Below are 18,438 nucleotides of genomic sequence, written 5' to 3'. Positions count from 1 at the left end.
GGGAAACGTCATGTCCACCGACCACTTCACGCTCTTCCAGGAAGCACTCGGAAGCACCGACCGACCCACCAAGGTCATCCTGTTCGCCGACCTCGCCGGATCCACGGAGATGAAAGACCGATCGGGAGAGGTCGGCTGGCTTCCCACCATCGGGAAATTCCTGGACATCACCACGGAAGCCACCACCGAGCACGGCGGAACGGTGGTCAAGTACCTCGGTGACGGCACCCTGGTCGCCTTCGACGGAGAAAACGCCGCGGAGGCGATCTGCTCCGCCATCCGCATCCAGGAAAAGCTGCGCTTCGCGAACTCCCAAGGAGTTCTCAACGACTGTCTCGCCACCGTCGGAATCGCCACCGGGCGAGTCGTCGAATACAAGGCGCCCGGCGGGGGCCTCGACTACGTCGGCTCCGTGGTCGACCTCGCCGCACGGCTCTGCTCCGCCGCCGCACCCCAAGCCATCTGGGTGGACAGCGCCACCGTCGCGTCCGCGAACATGAGTAAGGTCTCCTCCCGAATGGGCATCGCTCACGACTACTCCCCGGACGACTATCTCTCCGAGGAATGGCGCGTCGAACTCAAGGGATTCTCCAAGCCGATCAAGTACCGGGAAGTCATCTGGCGCGGAAAGCCCTTCGGGGCCACCAACGCGCTCGTCGACGAGATCAGCGAACGCACCAAGACACAGACGAACCACCAAACCTCCACACGCCCCAACGACTTCTGCGAAGGCGTGGTCAGGAAATGGGACCCCGAGCAGGGGAGAGGCTTCATCTCCACAGTCTCGGACGGGGACTACTACCTCGACCGCCGCCACGTCGCCAGCGGCGAAGACCTCGTCGAGGGACGCTCGGTCAGGTTCGTCCTGCGGCCGCCGTTCAAAGACGGCGGCCGCCCCGTCGCCGGCTGCGCCATCCAGGAAGGACACCACGTGCGTGCCACCTTCCAGCGCATCTTCGCGCACAAGGGATACGGATTCGTCGACGTCCGCGACTCGCTGGGCAACCAGCAGAGCCTCTTCCTCTACCTCGGCGACGACACGGTGAAACACCGCCCCGGAGACACGGTGACGGTGGAGGCAAGCCGTAACCACAAGGGAATCTCCGCCCGAATCGCCGACGAACCCCAGACCACGGGTGGTGCGGATGACGATCAGTGAGCCGCGGACACCCTGGAGCGTCGAATCGGCACTGTCAGAAGTACGCACCGAGCTGGGACGCACGGACCAGAAAGCAGCGACCCTGCTCACCCTGTTCTCCGTCATCGCCGCCGGCCTCATCGCCGGCTTCGCAGGCAAGTCCGGACTGTCGTCCCTGTGGAACGGCGTGGAATGGATGGCCTGGACAGGGATCGCCCTCCTGGCAGCCAGCCTCACCCACCTGCTGATCGGCGTCCGCCCGAGCGGCGCCACCCGCTCGAAGGACAACGGCAGCGGCTACTTCGCCCGCTACGCACACTACGTCGACCAACCGGACGCACTGCGGGAACACCTGGCCACCACGGCCACCGAGGACGAACGGTGCCACCAGCTCGTCGCGCTGTCCGTCCTCGTCACCCGCAAGTACCGCCTCATCGCCCGGGCGGTCGACCTGCTCGGCGGCTCACTTGTACTGATCGGCGCAGCCGTGCTGATCGACATGCTGTACCAGCAGTGAGGTGAAAAGAGGTGACACGTGGTCTGTGCCCGCCGGCGGGCGACTCGGCGGGCACAGACCGCCCACCCCGAACGACAGGGGAGGGGAGCGGCATCACACCGACGGCCAGCTGCCCCGCTCGATCAGCAACTCCCGCAGCAGGTCCGGCCGATCGGTGACGATCCCGTGCACACCCAGATCGAGCAGCGAACGCATCCGCTCCTTGTCGTTGATCGTCCAGGTGTGCACCTCGACACCCAGCCGGTGAGCCGCCGCGATGAACGCCTTGTCGACCACCGTCACCGGCCCCCGGCGCAACGGCACCTGCGCCAGCACACCCCGGCTGAACGAACCGAGACGCAGAAACGGCAACCAACCGTCCGCCCGCAACAACGCCGCCGACCGAGGACCCAGCGACGTCAGCAGGCGAGGACCCGCCAGCTTGCGCAGCCGGGCCAACCGCGTCTCCGAAAACGCCGCCGCCGCCACCCGGTCGAACGCCCGCTGCCGCCGCACCACCCGCACGAACGGCTCCACAGCTGCGTCCGACTTGACGTCGATGTTGAAGAACACGTCCGGCAACTCCTCCAGGACGTCCTCCAAACGCGACACCGGCTCACGCCCATCGATCTTCGCGTGCCGAACGACGTTCCACGGCTGCCGCAGGATCGCGCCCGCCCGATCGGTGGTGCGGTCGAGAGTCGGATCATGGTGGATCACCACCGTGCCGTCGGCGGTGGCGTGCACGTCCGTCTCGACATAGCGGTAGCCCTCGGCCACAGCACGCCGGAACGCGGACAGCGAGTTCTCCATCCCCGCCAGATCACCCACGTGCCAACCACGATGGGCGAAGGCACGCGGCGGCGGGGCTTCGAGATAGGGGTGCACGGCTGTCATGGACACCAGTCTGCCTCCGCGGCGTGGCCGCGGCATGAGTACGTGACGAACAGCTAAGGTCGCGCGAGATGAACGACAACCACGCAGCCCAGCACGCCACCAGCGAAACGTCACGTGACGAAACGATGGCCGTGGCGCGGCGCGCGTCAGCGCCGGAGCACTGCGGCTGGTGTGGGCGCCGCATCGACCGGTCGAGCACGGTCGGCCGCCGACGCCGATACTGCGGCCACGCCTGCCGCCAGCGCGCGTACGAACGGCGTTCGGCCGTGGAGCGCAGCGGACTGCCCACGGACGCGGTGATCCTGTCGACCACCGAGGTCGCGGCACTGCAGGACCGGCTGTTCCAGCTGCGGTGCGCGGCGGAGGACGTGGCGACCGCGGCACGAGAAGGCGCCGACCCGGAGGAGCTGCGGGAACTGGCGAACGAACTCGCACGCACGGCACACGAACTCGAACGACTGCGCTGAACCGACCGCACGGACCAGGCGAAACGAGCGACGTTCACCGCACTGTCCCGCCCCGTCAGAAAAAGCCGATAATGTACATTATGTTAAGTAGAGTTCGCGCGTGCCCACCGAGTGCTCCCCTCCGCCAGGCCAGGCGGAACCCGGGCAGCCGCGCGCCCACCCGCCTCGGTACGGGCGGACACGCGACCGGAACGCGTCAGGCTATCGACCGACGGGCCGGACACCACGGTCGAGCTGGAGGTAGTCGATGTTGAAGTTCTGGAAGCCCTCGGGCATGCGGACCACCAGATCGTGAGTCCCGGCCCGCAGGTGCCGCGTCTCCAGCGGCTGGAGCTCGAAAGCACCGTGGTGGGTGGTGTTGCCGATCTCGTGCGGGACCCCCGCCTTGCCGTCCCACTCCAGAACCACCGTGCCCGCCGGCGAATACGGTGACGACACCCGCGCCGAGACCCGGTACCGCCCCGTCTTCGGAACCTCCACCTGGTAGCGGATCCACTCGCCACCACGGATCCAGTTGACCCCGACGGCACCGCGGTTGGAGCAGATGTCGACCCCCTCGTCGAGCCGCATGATCGTGCAGCGGTTGGGGTCGGTGTCGTGGTAGGCGACGCCCTCGCCGCCGGTGACGTAGTCCTCGCCCTGGATGCGGATCGTGCGGTCCCTGCCGGGCAGGAACCCGTACCGGTCCAGGTTCCCGCCGTCGCGCCAGTAGTCGAGCGCCTCGATGTTGTCGGTCTGGATCATGCTCGCGCCGAACTCGTCCACGAGTCGCTTCCAGCCCAGGTCCTCGTCCCGCAGCGACGACTCGTCGGTCATGCCCGCGGCAAGCGACTCCCACATCGAGTTGATCCAGACGCGGCTGGTACGTCGGACCTCGGCGAGTGCCTCGGGCTGCACCTGCGCGTCGGTGACCTCGTCGAAGGTGATCTCGTAGGCGACGGGGTCCTCGGCGAAGGCACCGATGCTTGCGGCGTTCGCGTCGCCGACCACGTGCATGTAGAGCGCGTCGGGGTGTGCCTTTCTGAACGTGTCCACCTCGGCGACCGGTGCGCTGCTCTTGAACAGACCGTGGTCGACGGTGTCGGTCCTCGCGAGGACGCGGTAGATGTCCTCGCGGATCGTCCAGCCCTTGTCGAGGTTGACGAACGCGCGGCCACGCAGGACTTCGAGCGCCTCCTCGAGGGTGGGCACGCGGTGGTCGGTGAGTGGGGCCTGGGCGCCTCCGAGTCCCTTCTTGAGGCGCAGGTTCTTGATCTGCGCGAGGGTGAGGTCGGCGACGGCGCCGGTGCCGTTCGTGGTCCGGTCCACGGTGGTGTCGTGCATCAGCACCAGGTGGCCGTCCTTGGTGCGCATGATGTCGAGTTCGACGATCTCGGCGCCGTCGGCGATCGCGGCCTCGATGGCGGCGATCGAGTTCTCCGGGGCCTGTCGCCACTGGGCCCGGTGGGCGGCGATCATCAGGGGCGCATCGGCGCTGTGGTCGTGCAGCGTGGCCACGAGCTGCGACCACTTCGGTGCCCGCTCCGCGTGGGCGGCCGGGGCCACGAACGGCATGGTCAGGAGCAGCAGTGCTGCCGGGACGAGGCTCCGCGCTTTGCGCAGCATGAAGGGTTCCTTCCTCAGGGCGTGCGATCCGCGTCGGATCGGTACCGGGACTTCCGGGATCGTCGCCGAGTGGATCGACGGCGTGGTGGCACGACCGTGGACGCCGAGCCACCTGATCATGAACGAATGTTCGCGCGGGGTCCCCTTCTCGCACTGTTCCTCTGCCGCGCACCCGGAATGTGAATCCATGTCGTGTATTGTGCATTCCACGACTTGGGTATGATCTTGACGTGGCGAAACCGGAACGGCTGTCCGACGTCACCGTACGTGACGCGACACTGGAATACCTGGAGATCCTCGAACGGCGTGTGATCCGCTCGCAACTCAGCGCCGCCACGCTGACGTCCTATCGCCGCGACCTCACCGAGTTCACCACTCTCCTGGGCCCGGACACCGACCTGGACTCCATCGAGGCCGACGATCTGGAGATCGCGTTGACCAGGTTGGCCAAGGCGCCCGACCGTCGTTACCGCGTGGGTCTGAAGATCGCCGAGGACGGCTCCACTCCCCCGGGTCGGGGCCCGTACTCGCTGGCGCGGTGGTTCGCGGCGGTGCGTGGGCTGTTCCGCTGGGCCGCCGACAAGGGTTACGTGCAGGTGGATCCGACGTTGAAGGTCACGCCGCCCCGCACGCCGAGCCGGGTGGCGGGTGCGCGGGTCGGGCTCCGGCTCGACGAGGCGCTGGTGTTGCGTGGGGCGCCGTCGGCGCGTTCGTCCGGGCAGTTGCGGGCTGACCAGCGGCTGAGTCTGCGAGACGAGGCCATTCTGCGGTTGCTCGTCGAGTCGGGTCCGCGCGTGTCGGAGTTGTGTGGTGCGAACCGGAGTGACATCCGGTTGCACGAGGAGACGCGCACGCCGGTGCTGCACGTGCGTGGCAAGGGGCGTAAGGACCGTGACCTGCCGTTGTCGAAACCCACGGCTGAGCTCATCGAGCGTTACCTCGCCGAGGAACGGCCCTCTCCCCCGGTGCCGCGGTCGGCGCACGATCCGGTGGAGCGTCGCCGTATCGACGACGCCGCGGGGGCGTTGTTCGTGTCGATCCGGGGTTGGCGGTTGGCGCCGAGGGACGTGCAGCGCATGGTGCAGCGTTACACGAAGGAGTTTCTGGGTCGGCGGGCGACGCCGCATTCGTTGCGGCACACGGCGTTGACGATCCTGGCGCGTGCGGGTGTGGACATCGCGACGGTGGCGCAGATCGCGGGGCATGCGAGTCTGTCGACGACGTCGGTGTACATGGACGACTCGATGAGTGCGGCGGCGGAGGCGATCGAGGAGTCTCCCCTGGCGCAGCCGTGAGGTGTCGTGGGCGGTGTGGCCCCTGGGTGGGTGGCGGCCGGGGCCGCCGTCGGGACGGGTCTTCCGTCGCCTGCCGGTGACGAGAGTGGTCTCCGTGTTGTCGGACCGTTCGGCAGGCGGGCGCGTACGCTGCGGCGATGGTCGAGTACGAGCTCGTGGTGGAGCGGTTGCGCGCGGCGGGGTGTGTGTTCGCCGAGGAGGAGGCGCGGCTGCTGGTGGCCGCCGCGGCCGATGAGGTGGCGTTGGCGCGGTTGGTCGAGCGGCGGGTCGAGGGTGTGCCGTTGGAGCATCTGCTGGGGTGGGCGGAGTTCGGGGGGCTGCGGGTGGCGGTCGAGCCTGGGGTGTTCGTGCCTCGGCGGCGCACGGAGTTTCTCGCGGAGTCGGCGGTGGCGTTGGCGCGGGCGGGGTCGGTGGTGGTGGATCTGTGCTGCGGGGCGGGGGCGATCGCGGCGGTGGTGGCGGCGTCGGTGCCCGGGGTGAGGTTGTTCGCGGCGGATGTCGATCCGGTGGCGGTGCGGTGTGCGCGGCGGACGTTGGCAGGTACCGGTGCGGTGGTGTGTGAGGGCGATTTCGACGCGGCGTTGCCGGAGGGGCTCCTGGGTGGGGTGGATGTGCTGGTGGCGAACGTGCCGTACGTGCCGAGTGAGGCGGTGGAGTGGATGCCGTCCGAGGCGCGGCTGCACGAGCCTCGGACGGCGCTGGACGGTGGGGGTGACGGGTTGGACGTCGTGCGGCGGTTGATCGGGGTCGCGCCTCGGTGGTTGGGGTCGGGCGGTCGGGTGTTGTTCGAGGTGGGGTCGGCGCAGGTGGAGGCCGCGGTGGCGGAGGTGGAGGCGGCGGGTTTGGTTCCGCGGGTGCGCTCGTGTGCGGAGCGGGAGGCGACGGTGGTCGTGGGGGCTCGTTGACGGACCGAGCCGGTGTGGGTGTCGTGTCCGCAGCCTGTGTCCGGGTGTTCGCGTCGCACGTTGCGGACATGCGTGCGTGAAGTGCGGACACGGTCGTTTATTCGGGTGATCGGGGGGAAGTCACCCGGGACCACGACGTCATGGATTGGGGTGGGCGGCATGGTGACCTACTCGTATCGGTGTCGGGAGTGCGGGGACTTCGATGTGCGGGCTCCGATGGGTGAGGCCGCACCTCGGCGTTCGTGTCCTCGGTGTGGGGCTTCGGCCGCGCGCCGGTTCACCGTTCCGTTGGTGCGTCGTGGTGATCCCGCCGTGTGGCGGGCGGTGGAGAGCACCGAGCGGAGTGCTGAGCAGCCTGACGTGGTGTCGGGGCCTCCGCCGGTGTCCGGGGCGGCGCGGGTGAGTCGGGATCCTCGGCACGCGCGGCTGCCTCGACCGTGAACTGGCACGTCGTGAGGGGGTTCTCCCATGCCTGAGGTGAAGTTCAGTGTCGATCAGTCGCGTCGGTTCGCCGAGCAGGAGGTGCGGGGTCACAACCGGTGGCATCCTGATGTGCCTGCGGCGGTGACGGTGCGTCCCGGGGACGAGTTCCGGGTGGAGTGCCGGGAGTGGTTCGACGGCACGATCTACAACGACGATTCGGCGAACGATGTGCGGGATTGTGACCTCTCGATGGTGCACCAGTTGTCGGGGCCGATCGCGGTGGAGGGTGCCGAGCCTGGGGATTTGTTGCTTGTGGACATTCTCGATCTGGGTCCGGTGCCGCAGGAGCAGGGTCCGGTGGCGGGTCAGGGTTGGGGGTACACGGGGATTTTCGCGCGGGACAACGGTGGGGGGTTCCTGACCGATCATTTTCCCGACGCGTACAAGGCGGTGTGGGATTTCCACGGGCAGACGGCGACGTCGCGGCATCTGCCGGGGGTGTCGTTCGTGGGGATCGCGCATCCGGGGTTGATGGGGACGGCGCCGTCGGCGGAGTTGCTGTCGCGGTGGAACGGTCGTGAGGGTGATCTGATCGCGACGGATCCGTCGGCGGTGCCGCCGTTGGCGTTGCCGCCGGAGCCGCACAACGCGTTGCTGGGGTCGTTGTCGGGTGAGGAGTTCGATCGGGTGGCGGCGGAGGCGGCGAGGACGGCGCCGCCCCGGGAGAACGGTGGGAACCAGGACATCAAGAACCTGTCGCGGGGTTCGCGGGTGTTCTATCCGGTGTTCGTGCCGGGGGCGAAGTTGTCGTTGGGTGACCTGCATTTCAGTCAGGGCGACGGGGAGATCACCTTCTGCGGCGCCATCGAGATGGGCGGCTACATCGACCTGCACGTGGATGTGATCAAAGGTGGGATGGAGGCGTACAACGTGGAGACTCCGCTGTTCATCCCGGGCCGGGTGGAGCCGCGGTATTCGGAGTTCCTGGCGTTCGCGGGGTTGTCGGTGACGGAGTCGGGTGAGCAGCGGTATCTGGACTCGCAGTTGGCGTACAAGCGGGCGTGCCTGCATGCGATCGACTACCTGACGACGTTCGGGTACACGCGGGAGCAGGCGTATCTGTTTTTGGGTGCGGCGCCGATCGAGGGCCGGTTGTCGGGTGTGGTGGACATTCCGAACTCGTGTGCGACGGTGTATGTCCCGGTGGATGTGTTCGACTTCGATCCGAGGCCGTCGTCGCAGGCGCCGAGGAAGGTGGACCGGGGTCAGTGTGCGGTGAGCAGCGGTTGAGGCCGCTCCCCCGGCGGGTCGGATCGTTGTGGTGGGGCGGGTGTGTCCGCCCCACCACGTTCCCGTGTGGGCGTCAGGCGTTGGACAGCAGGTCGCGCATCTGGTCGGGACCGTAGGCGTTCGCCCACTTCACTCGCAGTGTTCCTCGGGTCTGGCTTTCCAGCGTGAAGGCCGCGAGTTTCTCCGTGTCCGGTGCTTCGATGACGCAGACGATGTCGTAGGGGCCGCCGGGGGTCCAGTAGATGTGGGAGATCGTGACGCCCAGGCGTTCGGCGAGTTTGGTGGTGGCCTCGTACCGTTGCACCGTTTCCCGGTACGTTCGTGCGCCCTCGTCGGTCCACTTCAAGAAGCCGATGGCAGTGGTCATGGCCGGTTCATCCTCTCTGTGAACACCGATCCGAATCCCCAGAGTCGAAAATGCCGGGAGTGCTGGGGAGGGTCGAAAGTCACCGCACCGGGTCGGTCGTGGTGTCAGGGCAGCATGCTCAGGTAGTGGGGGCTGTGCATGAGGCCGAGGATGTTGCCGAAGGGGTCGGTGACCGAGGCGGTGACGAAGCCCGCTTCGCGGTCGACGGGGGCTTCGTGTTCGGTGGCGCCTTTGGCGAGCAGGGTGTCGTAGGTCTTCCGCACGTTGTCGACGTGCCAGTAGGTGACGGCGCCTGCCGGGTGTGGTGGTGCGGGGTGGGGTGCGTGGGCGCGGGCGATGATGCCGAGCTCGTGCTGGAGGTCGCCGAGCCGGTATTCGAGGTAGGCGGTGGGGCCCTGTAGCGGTCGGACGAAGTAGGGCTCGACGCCGAGTACGTCGGTGTACCACTCGCGGGCGGCGTCGAGGTCGTCGGCCTGGAAGACGACGGTGGACAGTCCTCGCAGCATGGGGTTCTCCCTGGGTCGTGTGGTCGCTGGGTCCATGGTGCGGGGGCTAAGTGCTCATCCTGTGCGCACTTTTTCGCGCGAGGATGGGGGGATGCGTGCGGATCGGTTGGTGGCTGCCCTGTTGGTGTTGCAGGCGCGGGGTCGGGTGACGGCGTCGGAGTTGGCTGAGGAGTTGGAGGTGTCGGTGGCGACGGCGCGGCGGGATCTGGGGGCGTTGTCGTCGGCGGGGGTTCCGGTGTATGCGCAGCCGGGGCGTGGTGGGGGTTGGTCGCTGGTGGGTGGGGCGCGCACGGATCTGACCGGGTTGACGGAGGGTGAGGCGCGCGAGGTGGTGTGGTCGGTGGCGCGGGCGATGTCGCGGGGGTCGGTGTCACCGGAGTTGCGGGCCGCGTTGCGGAAGTTGGTTCGGGCGTTGCCGGAGCCGATGCGGGAGCAGGCGTGGGCGGCGTCGGGCTCGGTGGTGGTGGATCCGGCGGGGTGGGGGCGGTCCGAGGGGGCTCGGCCGGAGGTGTTGGGGGTGTTGCGGCGGGCGGTGGTGTCACGGCGGGTGGTGCGGTTGGTCTACGGCGAGCGGCGGGAGCCGCGGGTGGTGCATCCGTGGGGGCTCGTGGAGAAGGAGGACGTCTGGTACCTGGTGGCGGGCACGGACGCGGGGCGGCGGACGTTCCGGCTGGATCGGGTGCGGGATGTGGAGGTGTTGGAGGCGGCGGCCGAGCATCCCGAGGGGCTGGATCTGGGGCGGGTGTGGGACGAGGTGGTCGGGGAGGTGGAGCGGCGGCGTTCTCCGGTCGGGGCGACGGTGGTGGTGGATCCGGGGTTGGTGTGGGTGTTGCGCAGGCAGTTCGGTCGGCACTGCACGGTGGTGGACCAGGAACAGGCGCGGGTGCGGGTGGCGGCGCACACGTCGCGGTCGGTGGCCGAGCAGCTCGCGGGGTGGGGCGCGCTGCTGGAGGTGGTGGAGCCGGAGGCGGTGCGGGCGGAGCTTGCCCGCATCGGTGGTGAGCTCGTGGCGCGGTACGGGTGAGGTGAGGTGGACGCGGTCCGCCTCACCTCACCCGTGTTGTGGTCAGCGCCAGTGGAGGGTTCCGTCGACGCGTTGCCCGGCGACGGTGACGCCGTCGAAGGTGAGGTCTTCGACGTTGTCGAGGATCATCGGGGTGTCGGTGTGGGCGACGGTGATGTTGCGCAGTGTCACGTCGCGTAGGGGCGCGGCGTCGGGTCCGTGGATTTCCAGCAGTGTGTCGGCGCTGGTGACGGTGAAGTCGGAGAACACGATGTCGCGGTAGACGGGTGGGAAGTCGCCTCCGAGTTCGCCGGGGTAGTCGAGCTGGAACCAGATGAGCCGTTCGAAGGAGTCGATGTCGAAGTTGCGGACGCGGATGTGTTCGACGGTGCCGCCGCGGTCGAGGTTGCCCTTGAACCGGATGGCGGCGGCGCCGGAGCGCAGGGTGTTGTCGGTGAAGTAGACGTGGCTGATGCCGCCGGACATCTCGCTGCCGAGGGCGATGCCGTCCTCGCCGCCCATGTCGTTGTGGCGGACGACGACGTTGCGGCTGGGTCTGCCGATGTCCCGGCCGTCCTTGTCGCGTCCTGACTTGACCACGACGGAGTCGTCGCCGGTGCGGAAGGTGTTGTGTTCGATGAGGACGTCGGTGCTGGAGTCGACGTCGACGCCGTCGTTGTTGGGGTTGTGGGAGTCGACGGTGAGGCCGCGGACGACGGCGTCGTCGGTGTAGACGAGGTGGTTGATCCAGAAGGGCGAGTTGCGGACGGTGTAGTCGGCGAGCAGGACGCGTTCGGCGTCGAAGATCTGGATCATGCTGGGGCGTAGGTGGTGGCCTTCGCCGAACTGGCGTTGCTCCAGGGGGACGCCGTCGAAGCCCATGCGGCGCAGTGCTTGTACGTCGGCGTCCTGTTTGTCGGTCCAGGTGTGGAACTCGCTGTCGGGGTTGCCGTCGATGACACCGTTGCCGGTGATGGCGACGTCGTGGACGTCGTGGGCGTAGATGAGGGGTGAGTAGCCGTACATCTCGGTGCCTTCCCACCGGGTGTGGACGGCGGGGAGGTAGTCGGCCGGGTCGGGTCCGAAGATCAGGTGGGCGCCGTCGGAGACGTGCAGTTCGATGTGGCTTTCGAGGTGGAGGGGGCCGTCGGAGCGCCAGGTGCCTTCGGGGAGGACGACGCGGCCGCCTCCGTCGGTGTGGGCGGCGGCGATGGCGGCGGTGATCGCGTCGTGGGAGTCGGTGCGGCCGTCGCCGACGGCGCCGAAGTCGGTGACGAGGTAGTCGCGGTCCGGGATGGAGGGTGCTGCGATGTCGCGGACGATGCGCATGGCGTGCGCCCAGTCGCCCCGCTCCCCCGGCACCTGTTGGTCGGCGGCCGCGCCGGCGGTGAGGGTGGTGGCGAGCAGCACCGCGGTTACTACTGCTGTAGTGCGGGTGGGGGTCATCGGTGGCTCCTCGCGCCGTGGTCGATGGTCTCGTCGTAGGGGGTGCCGTTGATCGTGACGTTCTCCAGGGCCAGGCCGCGGACGTGTTCCAGCAGCATGGGTGTGGTGACCTCGGAGAACGTCGAGTCGCGGATGGTGACGTCGGTGACCGGTGAGCGTTCGTAGCCGCGCAGGTAGAGGGCGAACTCGCCACCGACACTGTGGACGTTTTCGATGTGGAGGCCGCGCACGGTGGGGGTGAAGTCGCCGGTGTCGCCTTCCTCGTAGTGGAAGTTGACCCGGATGACGGCGTCGGCCACTTCGGGGATGTCGTTGTCGCGGAAGTAGACGCCCTCGACGGTGCCGCCGCGCACGGAGTTGGTCTTGATGCGCAGGGCCCGGTCGAGGCGGGGGCTGTCCATGACGTTGCGCTCGGCGAAGACGTTGCGCACGTCGCCGGACATCTCGCTGCCGATGACCACGCCGCCGTGGCCGTCGAACATGCGGTTGTCGTGGATGACGATGTTCTCGCTGGGCACCCCGATGCGGCGGCCGTCGGCGTTGCGGCCCGACTTGATGGCGATGCAGTCGTCGCCGTTGTCGAAACTGGAGTTGCGGATGACGACGTTGCGGCTGGACTCGGGGTTGACGCCGTCGCTGTTGGGGCCGTCGGGGCTGTCGAGGGTGACGCCGTCGACGATGACGTTCTCCGACAGCACGGGGTGGATCATCCACATCGGTGAGTTGGTGAGGGTGACCCCGGAGACCAGGATGTCGGAGCTGCGGTAGAACTGGACGAAGTTCGGCCGCAGTTTGCTGTCGGTGAAGCGGCGCTGTTCCACGGGGACGCCTCGTTCGGCCATGGCGTGCAGGGCGTCGCGGTGTTCGGTCTCGATGACGCCGCCGCGCCCGTCGGGCTCGGTCTTCCACGGCCACCAGTGCTGTGGGTTGGCCTGGCCGTCGAGCACGCCGCCGCCGGTGATGGCGACGTCGTGGACGCCGTGGGCGTAGACGAACGGCGAGTAGTTGTAGAGCTCGATGCCTTCCCAGCGGGTGTGGACCATGGGCAGGTAGTCGGCCGGGTCCTGGCTGAAGCGCAGGGTGGCGCCGCGGCTGATGTGCAGTTCGATGTTGCTGCGCAAGTGGATGGCGCCGGTGTGGTACTCCCCCGGTGGCACGACGACCTTGCCGCCGCCCTTGCGTGCCGCGGTGGCGATCGCGGCGGCGATGGCGTGGGTGCTGTCGCGGTGCCCGGTGGGGTCGGCGCCGTGGTCGGTGACGGTGAACCGGCGTTGCGGGATGCGGGGTGGTTTGACGGTGCTGCGGATCTCGTCGGCCAGTTCCCAGCCTTGGGCGGTGGGAGCCGGGGGTGGTGGCGGTGCCGGTTCGGCGGTCGCGAATCCGGGGTGGGCAGAGGTGGTGAGGGCCGCCACGACGAGGGTGGCGGTGAGGAGGCGGGTGAGCGGAACGGCCATGGGATCTCCTCGCTTGAGCACTCGGCGTCGAGCACGGTCGGCGGAGCTGGAGAGCACGCTCGCTGATCCGGTCCCACAGGTGGGAAACCGGTTTCCGACGGAATCACACCGCCGGTGGGACTGTCAACGGCCGATGGTGCGGACCTCCCCGTTCACCTGGGGCGCGACGCCGGTACGGGCGCGTGGCGGTGGGCTAGCATCGGGCCTTCCGTGAGGCATGGGGATGAAACCGGTTCCACCCCAGGCCGCAGCAGGTGGGAGGGGCGCATGGGCAGACCACAGCGGACGCGGACGGTGACGATCCGGGACGTCGCCCGGGCGGCCGGGGTCTCCCCTGCCACCGTGTCACGCGTGATGAACGGGCAGGCCAAGGTGGCCGCCGAACTCGCCCAGCGGGTCCAGCGGGTGGCCGGATCCCTCGGCTACCGGCCGAGCGCGCTCGCGCAGGGCCTGGCCACCGGCCGCACCGGTCTGGTCGCCATCCTCGTGCCCGATCTGGGCAACCCGATGTTCCAGTCGGTGTTGCGCGGCATCAGCCGGGCCGCGAACGCGCAAGGGTACCGGGTCGTGGTCGGCGACAGCCACGAGACTCCCGGGGAGGAGCCGGTGCTGGCACGAGAGACCCGGTTGCGCACCGACGGGCTGGTGTTGTGCTCGCCACGCGTGGCCGACGACGAGTTGTGTGAGCTGGTCGACGGGTTGCGACCCCTGGTGCTGGTGAACCGTCAGGTGGCTGGCCTGGACGTTCCGACGGTGTGGGTGGACTACGCGGCGGGGGCGCGTGCGGTGGTGGCGCACCTGGTGGGGCTCGGACATCGGCACGTGGCGTACCTGGCGGGGCCGACGGCCAGTGTGTCCAACCGGCAGCGGTTGGACACACTGCGGGCCTGCGTGGGTGAGCGGTTCCGGTTGAGCGTGCTGGAGTGCGGGTCGATGCACGACGACGGGTACGAGGCGGCGGAGCGGGCGCTGGCCACGGGTGCCACGGCGCTCATCGGCTACAACGATCTCGTGGCGCTGGGGGCGCTGGCGTGGTTGCAGTCCGCCGGGGTGGCGGTGCCCGGGCGGATGAGCGTGGTCGGGTTCGACGACATCCCGTTCGCGAGGTACACCAATCCGGCGTTGACGACGGTCGCGGTGCCGCAGGAGGAGTTGGGCCTGCAGGCGTGGGCGCGGCTGTCGGCGCCGTTGCACGGGCTGCCGTCGCCTGGCGACGTGTGTTTCACGCCCCGGTTGGAGGTGCGGGCGAGCACCGGTCCGGTCTGCGGGTGAGGTTCAGCGTGTGGTCGTGACGAGGAGGTTCAGCAGTGCGACGAACGCTGGTTCCGGGCGGGCGAGCGACCGCGGGGCGCCTTTGCCGCTGCTGTCCGCGCTGTTGACCCAGAAGACGGTGCCTTTCCCGACGGTGCGTCGAGTGACCAGCGGAGTGTTCTCGTCCCTGTCCCAGACGTAGAGGAATTCGACATCGTCGTTCCATTCACCCACGATCACCTCGTTGTCGGTGAGTGAGAACGTTTCGGGCGCGCGGGTTCGCAACGTGTTGTGGGTGGTGGCGCGCGGCCCGTCGTCGACCCGCACGTAGCGAACGCGTTCGCGGGTTCTGGAGAAGTTGTCGAGGGCGCATCCGGCGAGTCGTTGGAGATGTTCGTTCCTGGAGCGGCGGTAGATGACGTCGTGGCCGAGAACGAGGCAACCACCGTTGTGGACGTAGTTGATGAGCCGGCGTTGGAGTCGGACGCGGTCGCGCTTGTCCGTGTCGAGTTGGGTGACATCGGTCAGCAGCACGAGAATGGCGAGCACGGCTTTCGGGGAGAACGAGCATCGGCCGAGGTCCACGCCGTCGCGGACGACCTTGACCTTCACGCGCCGGCCGTCGGCGCGAACGGTGGTTTCGAGGTGGTTGGCCAGGGTGCGAGAGGTGTGCAACTCGTCGTCGCAGTCGGTGTAGAGGACGATGGTGGTGCCGCCGGTCAGGCGGCGGAGTCCCACGCGGGTGCGGCGGTACAGGCGAACGGACCTGGCATACAGGTCGAATCCCAGGAGTCGGCCCAGGAAGACGATGAAAACGGCGATCAGGTTGATCGCGACATCCGATATTGCTTCGCCCACCTGATGTCACCCCCAGACGGTGGAAAAGCGTCCTACGACCGTATGGGCGGGCGCATGTTTTCGAAAATCACGTTGGCACCGTACCGGAACGCGCGGTGATGTTGCCGCGTTGTGCGCACGGTCCACAGCAGGAGCGGGACACGCAGCGTTCGACGCCACACCGACACCCACGCGCTGGGCATCGAGTCGACGTCGAAGGCCAGGAAGTCGGGGCGGGTGACGACGTTGGCCGCCATCGAGCGCAACAACGCTTTCTGCGCTCGTGGCAGGGAGTGGTCGGTGAGTGCTCCGGCGAGCTGCCCGCGGAGCACGCTCGGTCGTTCCCGGCGGAACCAGTCGACGATGCGCGGGTCGAAGGACTGGACCGCCACCGGGCCGCGGTAGGTGCGCAGCAGCTTCGCGACCGCGGGTCCGATCTGGTGTGCGCGGGTGCCGGGTTTGATCTCGACGAGGACGGGGACTCGCCCGTCGACGAGGTCGAGTACGTCGTCGAGCAGCGGGACGGTGGCGTCGGTGCCGAGAAGCGTCAGGCGGGAGACCTCGGTGGCGTCGAGCGCGGCGACTTTCGCGTTCGTTCCCGTCATGCGTGCGAGGTCGTCGTCGTGCATGACGACGAGTCGGTTGTCGGCGGACGGGTGGATGTCCAGTTCGACGCCGTAACCGGACCGGAGGGCCGCTTCGAAGGCGGGCATGCTGTTCTCCGGTCGCCGGTCGTCGTGTAGACCGCGGTGGGCGATCGGTGTGGTTCTCAACCAGTCGGCGCCTGCTCTGTGCACTCTGCCCTCCTGTCGCCGTGCGTCAACATAGCGGAGAGGTGGGTGAGGCCTGTGCGGTCCGGTGGTCGCTGTCCCGCCGGGCGTTCGCGCGTGATCGTGCTTTCGCGCGAACGCCCGGGCCGGACCCGCGGCGCGAGCTCGGCGGGAGCGTGCCTGGCGGCTACGCGACCGTGCTCGCTCGCACCGGTTCACCCTCGCCCGGCGGCGCGGCTGAGCGACTCCCAGCGTTCGAGGTCGGCCTGCCGTTGCCGGGAGATGTCGCGCACGAGGTCGAACGAGGTGCTGCCGAGGATCACGCGCCGGGGTGGTTCGGGCATGGCCACGATGTCGCGGACGACGCCGGCCGCCTGGGCGGGGTGGTCCTGGGCGCCCTCGCTCCACATCGCGGCGAGTTCGGCGCGCAGGTCGGCGTAGACGGGGTCGGGTTCGGTGGCGGTGGTGCCGCGGGTGAACAACTCGGTGTCGTAGCCACCCGCGTTGAGGACGGTGACGGCGATACCGAACTGGGCGACCTCCATGGCCAGGGCTTCGGTCATGGACTCCAGGGCGGCCTTGCCCGCGGCGTAGAGGCCGACGCTGGCGTGGCCGCCGACCGAGCCCATCGACGAGACCTGCAGGATGCGTCCCCCGCCCCGGCGACGCAGGTGGGGAACGGCGGCCTGGGACACCCAGAGGGCTCCGAAGAAGTTGGTGTCGAGGTGCGCTCGGGCCTGCTCCTCGCTGGTCTCCTCGATCATGCCGTAGTGGAACTGGCCCGCACTGTTGAGCACGACGTCGAGTCCCCCGAAGACGCTGGCGGCCTTGTCCAGGGTGGACATGACGGCGGCGCGGTCGGACACGTCGAGCGGAAGTGTCACGAGCGCGCCGTCGTGGGCGGCGACCAGATCGTCGAGGGGGCTGACGTCGCGGGCGGTGGCGACGACCCGGTCACCGCCTGAGAGTGCGGCTTCGGTGAAGGCGCGGCCGAGTCCGCGGGAGGCGCCGGTGACGAACCAGACGCGGGTGGCGGAAGAGGTGGTCATGGAACTCCTTTGCGAGACGAGACGTTTCGTTCCGGTTCACTATGCGGCCCACACCTCCGCTTGTCAAGACGGTGCGTCTCGTCTCGTTGTAGGGTGTGCCACATGTCGTCCCCTCAACGCTCGTCCCGTCGCAGTGAACGCTCCCGGCGCGCGATCCTCGACGCCGCCCGCGAACTCGTCGTCGAACTCGGCTACGCCAAGGTCAGCATCGAGGCCATCGCCACCCGCGCCGGAGTCGGCAAGCAGACGATCTACCGGTGGTGGCCCTCCAAGGGCGCGGTGGTGTTCGAGGCGGTGCGTGCCCTGAGCGAGAACACCGACGGTGAACTCGCCCTGCCCGACACCGGTGATCTGGAAGCCGACCTCAAACTCGTGCTGCGTGCCACCGCGGCCGAGTTCGCCGATCCCGCCTTCGACGCGCTGATCCGCGGCCTGACCACCGAGGTGGCGCACGATCCCGAGCTGGCCGCCGCCTACGCCGAGCACACCGCGCGACTGGAGGAGGCGAAGCGGCAGCGGTTGCGCAGCGGCCAGCGGGCCGGGCAGCTCTCCCCCGACGCCGACCTCGACGTCGCGCTGGAACTGCTCTACGCCCCGCTGTTCCACCGCTGGCTGCTGCGCACCGGCCCGTTGACCGCCGACTACGCCGACACTCTCGTGGAGGCGGTACTGCGCGCCTTCCCGCCTCCGGCGAGTGTCACCGCTTCCTGATCACCTCGTACAGGCTGGGCCAGCCGTCCTTGCCGTGGCCCGCCGCGATGGCGCAGTGGTAGTAGGACTGCACCGCACGAGGCAGCGTGGCGTCGACACCCGTGGCGTCGCTGGTGCCGACGATGTGGTCGGCGGTGGCGCCCATCACGGTCGCCGACGCCCCGTCGCCCGGGTACTCGCCGCGTTCGAGCTGCTCGGCGACTCCCCGCAGGAAGTACGACATCGTGTCGAACGTCTCCGTGGCGTAGGGCGCGAACGTCGGCTCGGGCACACCCGCGGCCCGCCGCAGCCGTGACCCCCCGAGCCGTCGCGCTCGGCGTGGAGGGACTGGCCGGGGTCGAAGCCCTCGCGGGCAACACCCGGCGGGCACGACGGCTGCTCGCGGTGGCCGCCCGCATCCGCGCGGGTGTGGGCACGCCGTTGCGGCACGGCGAGCGAGGCGACGTGGACCGCATCGCCACCCGCGTCGCCGAGGCCGAAACCGGTGTCGGCGTGCGGTGACGGCCTCACCGCGCCACGGTGAGTGAC

The 18,438-nt window shown here is 68.8% G+C and carries 21 protein-coding genes; 11 read left to right on the top strand and 10 right to left on the bottom strand.

The genetic code is table 11. The annotated features are described in order from the left end of the window. The first annotated feature begins 10 nt into the window (after nt 1-10). Complete coding sequence (locus SACCYDRAFT_RS12880) at nt 11-1,159, top strand: adenylate/guanylate cyclase domain-containing protein (protein ID WP_005456752.1); 1,149 nt, start codon at nt 11-13, stop codon at nt 1,157-1,159. Continuing rightward, the gene (locus tag SACCYDRAFT_RS12875) at nt 1,146-1,655 is read left to right on the top strand and encodes a Pycsar system effector family protein (protein ID WP_005456751.1); all 510 of its coding nucleotides are present in this window, start codon (nt 1,146-1,148) and stop codon (nt 1,653-1,655) included. The genes SACCYDRAFT_RS12880 and SACCYDRAFT_RS12875 overlap by 14 nt, the downstream gene beginning before the upstream one ends. Nucleotides 1,656-1,748: 93 nt before the next feature. Here SACCYDRAFT_RS12875 and SACCYDRAFT_RS12870 read toward each other — a convergent pair whose 3' ends face one another. Then, nucleotides 1,749-2,531 (bottom strand): glycerophosphodiester phosphodiesterase family protein, encoded by a 783-nt coding sequence (locus SACCYDRAFT_RS12870; protein ID WP_043536449.1) that lies wholly within the window; start codon nt 2,529-2,531, stop codon nt 1,749-1,751. Between the two features lie 68 nt (nt 2,532-2,599). Between SACCYDRAFT_RS12870 and SACCYDRAFT_RS12865 the strand changes: the two genes are divergently transcribed. Further along, nucleotides 2,600-2,998 (top strand): hypothetical protein, encoded by a 399-nt coding sequence (locus tag SACCYDRAFT_RS12865; protein ID WP_005456749.1) that lies wholly within the window; start codon nt 2,600-2,602, stop codon nt 2,996-2,998. A gap of 201 nt (nt 2,999-3,199) precedes the next feature. On the opposite strand, the gene SACCYDRAFT_RS12860 is transcribed toward SACCYDRAFT_RS12865, so the two are convergent. Continuing rightward, complete coding sequence (locus SACCYDRAFT_RS12860; protein ID WP_005456748.1) at nt 3,200-4,603, bottom strand: glycerophosphodiester phosphodiesterase family protein; 1,404 nt, start codon at nt 4,601-4,603, stop codon at nt 3,200-3,202. A gap of 230 nt (nt 4,604-4,833) precedes the next feature. Between SACCYDRAFT_RS12860 and SACCYDRAFT_RS12855 the strand changes: the two genes are divergently transcribed. The 4 genes from SACCYDRAFT_RS12855 (at nt 4,834) to fmdA (ending at nt 8,516) form a co-directional block, all read left to right on the top strand. Then, nucleotides 4,834-5,898: a tyrosine-type recombinase/integrase gene (locus SACCYDRAFT_RS12855; RefSeq protein ID WP_005456747.1), complete on the top strand. Its 1,065-nt coding sequence runs from the start codon at nt 4,834-4,836 to the stop codon at nt 5,896-5,898. Between the two features lie 137 nt (nt 5,899-6,035). Further along, nucleotides 6,036-6,803 (top strand): putative protein N(5)-glutamine methyltransferase, encoded by a 768-nt coding sequence (locus tag SACCYDRAFT_RS12850; RefSeq protein WP_005456746.1) that lies wholly within the window; start codon nt 6,036-6,038, stop codon nt 6,801-6,803. Between the two features lie 159 nt (nt 6,804-6,962). Further along, on the top strand, nt 6,963-7,244 hold the full coding sequence (locus tag SACCYDRAFT_RS25860; protein WP_005456744.1) for an FmdB family zinc ribbon protein: 282 nt from the start codon (nt 6,963-6,965) through the stop codon (nt 7,242-7,244). 27 nt (nt 7,245-7,271) lie between these two features. Continuing rightward, a complete protein-coding gene (gene fmdA, locus SACCYDRAFT_RS12845; RefSeq protein ID WP_005456742.1) occupies nt 7,272-8,516 on the top strand; it encodes a formamidase in 1,245 nt (414 codons plus the stop codon). A gap of 73 nt (nt 8,517-8,589) precedes the next feature. Here the strand turns inward: fmdA and SACCYDRAFT_RS12840 are convergent, their stop codons facing one another. Both SACCYDRAFT_RS12840 and SACCYDRAFT_RS12835 read right to left on the bottom strand, forming a co-directional pair. After that, complete coding sequence (locus SACCYDRAFT_RS12840) at nt 8,590-8,883, bottom strand: GYD domain-containing protein (RefSeq protein WP_005456740.1); 294 nt, start codon at nt 8,881-8,883, stop codon at nt 8,590-8,592. A 104-nt stretch (nt 8,884-8,987) separates the two neighbouring features. Beyond that, on the bottom strand, nt 8,988-9,389 hold the full coding sequence (locus SACCYDRAFT_RS12835) for a VOC family protein (protein WP_005456738.1): 402 nt from the start codon (nt 9,387-9,389) through the stop codon (nt 8,988-8,990). 91 nt (nt 9,390-9,480) lie between these two features. On the opposite strand from SACCYDRAFT_RS12835, the gene SACCYDRAFT_RS12830 reads away from it, so the two are divergent. Continuing rightward, nucleotides 9,481-10,413 carry a helix-turn-helix transcriptional regulator gene (locus SACCYDRAFT_RS12830; protein ID WP_005456736.1) on the top strand — a complete coding sequence of 311 codons (933 nt, stop codon included), beginning with the start codon at nt 9,481-9,483 and terminating at the stop codon, nt 10,411-10,413. A gap of 42 nt (nt 10,414-10,455) precedes the next feature. On the opposite strand, the gene SACCYDRAFT_RS12825 is transcribed toward SACCYDRAFT_RS12830, so the two are convergent. Continuing rightward, on the bottom strand, nt 10,456-11,838 hold the full coding sequence (locus SACCYDRAFT_RS12825; RefSeq protein WP_005456733.1) for a glycoside hydrolase family 28 protein: 1,383 nt from the start codon (nt 11,836-11,838) through the stop codon (nt 10,456-10,458). Continuing rightward, the gene (locus SACCYDRAFT_RS12820; RefSeq protein ID WP_005456731.1) at nt 11,835-13,292 is read right to left on the bottom strand and encodes a glycoside hydrolase family 28 protein; all 1,458 of its coding nucleotides are present in this window, start codon (nt 13,290-13,292) and stop codon (nt 11,835-11,837) included. Before SACCYDRAFT_RS12820 ends, SACCYDRAFT_RS12825 begins: the two co-directional genes overlap by 4 nt. A 267-nt stretch (nt 13,293-13,559) precedes the next feature. On the opposite strand from SACCYDRAFT_RS12820, the gene SACCYDRAFT_RS12815 reads away from it, so the two are divergent. Continuing rightward, complete coding sequence (locus tag SACCYDRAFT_RS12815) at nt 13,560-14,564, top strand: LacI family DNA-binding transcriptional regulator (RefSeq protein ID WP_005456728.1); 1,005 nt, start codon at nt 13,560-13,562, stop codon at nt 14,562-14,564. A 3-nt stretch (nt 14,565-14,567) separates the two neighbouring features. Here SACCYDRAFT_RS12815 and SACCYDRAFT_RS12810 read toward each other — a convergent pair whose 3' ends face one another. The 3 genes from SACCYDRAFT_RS12810 to SACCYDRAFT_RS12800 form a co-directional block, all read right to left on the bottom strand. Continuing rightward, on the bottom strand, nt 14,568-15,401 hold the full coding sequence (locus SACCYDRAFT_RS12810) for a type 1 glutamine amidotransferase family protein (protein ID WP_005456726.1): 834 nt from the start codon (nt 15,399-15,401) through the stop codon (nt 14,568-14,570). Between the two features lie 32 nt (nt 15,402-15,433). Beyond that, entirely contained in the window at nt 15,434-16,177 is a 744-nt protein-coding gene (locus tag SACCYDRAFT_RS12805; protein WP_005456724.1) for a glycerophosphodiester phosphodiesterase family protein, read from the bottom strand. 188 nt (nt 16,178-16,365) lie between these two features. Next, nucleotides 16,366-17,199, bottom strand: coding sequence for an SDR family NAD(P)-dependent oxidoreductase (locus SACCYDRAFT_RS12800; RefSeq protein ID WP_005456722.1), 834 nt, complete (start codon nt 17,197-17,199; stop codon nt 16,366-16,368). Nucleotides 17,200-17,301: 102 nt separating this feature from the next. Here SACCYDRAFT_RS12800 and SACCYDRAFT_RS12795 point away from each other — a divergent pair, with 102 nt between their 5' ends. After that, nucleotides 17,302-17,910: a TetR/AcrR family transcriptional regulator gene (locus SACCYDRAFT_RS12795; RefSeq protein WP_005456720.1), complete on the top strand. Its 609-nt coding sequence runs from the start codon at nt 17,302-17,304 to the stop codon at nt 17,908-17,910. On the opposite strand, the gene SACCYDRAFT_RS12790 is transcribed toward SACCYDRAFT_RS12795, so the two are convergent. Next, nucleotides 17,897-18,181: an imine reductase family protein gene (locus SACCYDRAFT_RS12790; protein WP_232283657.1), complete on the bottom strand. Its 285-nt coding sequence runs from the start codon at nt 18,179-18,181 to the stop codon at nt 17,897-17,899. The two genes, SACCYDRAFT_RS12795 and SACCYDRAFT_RS12790, sit on opposite strands and share 14 nt — an antisense overlap. 20 nt (nt 18,182-18,201) lie before the next feature. Here SACCYDRAFT_RS12790 and SACCYDRAFT_RS26635 point away from each other — a divergent pair, with 20 nt between their 5' ends. Next, nucleotides 18,202-18,411 (top strand): hypothetical protein, encoded by a 210-nt coding sequence (locus SACCYDRAFT_RS26635; protein ID WP_198285058.1) that lies wholly within the window; start codon nt 18,202-18,204, stop codon nt 18,409-18,411. Nucleotides 18,412-18,438 lie beyond the last annotated feature (27 nt).

Origin of the sequence: Saccharomonospora cyanea NA-134 (assembly GCF_000244975.1) — a bacterium.
Classification (GTDB): domain Bacteria; phylum Actinomycetota; class Actinomycetes; order Mycobacteriales; family Pseudonocardiaceae; genus Saccharomonospora; species Saccharomonospora cyanea.
This window is presented reverse-complemented; position numbering and strand designations above follow the sequence as displayed.

Excerpts from the sequence above, each read along its gene's own strand:
- SACCYDRAFT_RS12800 (WP_005456722.1), bottom strand. The coding sequence starts at position 17,199 with ATGACCACCTCTTCCGCCACCCGCGTCTGGTTCGTCACCGGCGCCTCC.
- SACCYDRAFT_RS12835 (WP_005456738.1), bottom strand. The coding sequence starts at position 9,389 with ATGCTGCGAGGACTGTCCACCGTCGTCTTCCAGGCCGACGACCTCGAC.
- SACCYDRAFT_RS12850 (WP_005456746.1), top strand. The coding sequence starts at position 6,036 with ATGGTCGAGTACGAGCTCGTGGTGGAGCGGTTGCGCGCGGCGGGGTGT.
- SACCYDRAFT_RS12880 (WP_005456752.1), top strand. The coding sequence starts at position 11 with ATGTCCACCGACCACTTCACGCTCTTCCAGGAAGCACTCGGAAGCACC.
- SACCYDRAFT_RS12825 (WP_005456733.1), bottom strand. The coding sequence starts at position 11,838 with ATGACCCCCACCCGCACTACAGCAGTAGTAACCGCGGTGCTGCTCGCC.
- SACCYDRAFT_RS12875 (WP_005456751.1), top strand. The coding sequence starts at position 1,146 with ATGACGATCAGTGAGCCGCGGACACCCTGGAGCGTCGAATCGGCACTG.
- SACCYDRAFT_RS25860 (WP_005456744.1), top strand. The coding sequence starts at position 6,963 with ATGGTGACCTACTCGTATCGGTGTCGGGAGTGCGGGGACTTCGATGTG.
- SACCYDRAFT_RS12830 (WP_005456736.1), top strand. The coding sequence starts at position 9,481 with ATGCGTGCGGATCGGTTGGTGGCTGCCCTGTTGGTGTTGCAGGCGCGG.
- SACCYDRAFT_RS12860 (WP_005456748.1), bottom strand. The coding sequence starts at position 4,603 with ATGCTGCGCAAAGCGCGGAGCCTCGTCCCGGCAGCACTGCTGCTCCTG.
- SACCYDRAFT_RS12815 (WP_005456728.1), top strand. The coding sequence starts at position 13,560 with ATGGGCAGACCACAGCGGACGCGGACGGTGACGATCCGGGACGTCGCC.
- fmdA (WP_005456742.1), top strand. The coding sequence starts at position 7,272 with ATGCCTGAGGTGAAGTTCAGTGTCGATCAGTCGCGTCGGTTCGCCGAG.
- SACCYDRAFT_RS12870 (WP_043536449.1), bottom strand. The coding sequence starts at position 2,531 with ATGACAGCCGTGCACCCCTATCTCGAAGCCCCGCCGCCGCGTGCCTTC.
- SACCYDRAFT_RS12820 (WP_005456731.1), bottom strand. The coding sequence starts at position 13,292 with ATGGCCGTTCCGCTCACCCGCCTCCTCACCGCCACCCTCGTCGTGGCG.
- SACCYDRAFT_RS12840 (WP_005456740.1), bottom strand. The coding sequence starts at position 8,883 with ATGACCACTGCCATCGGCTTCTTGAAGTGGACCGACGAGGGCGCACGA.
- SACCYDRAFT_RS12865 (WP_005456749.1), top strand. The coding sequence starts at position 2,600 with ATGAACGACAACCACGCAGCCCAGCACGCCACCAGCGAAACGTCACGT.
- SACCYDRAFT_RS12795 (WP_005456720.1), top strand. The coding sequence starts at position 17,302 with ATGTCGTCCCCTCAACGCTCGTCCCGTCGCAGTGAACGCTCCCGGCGC.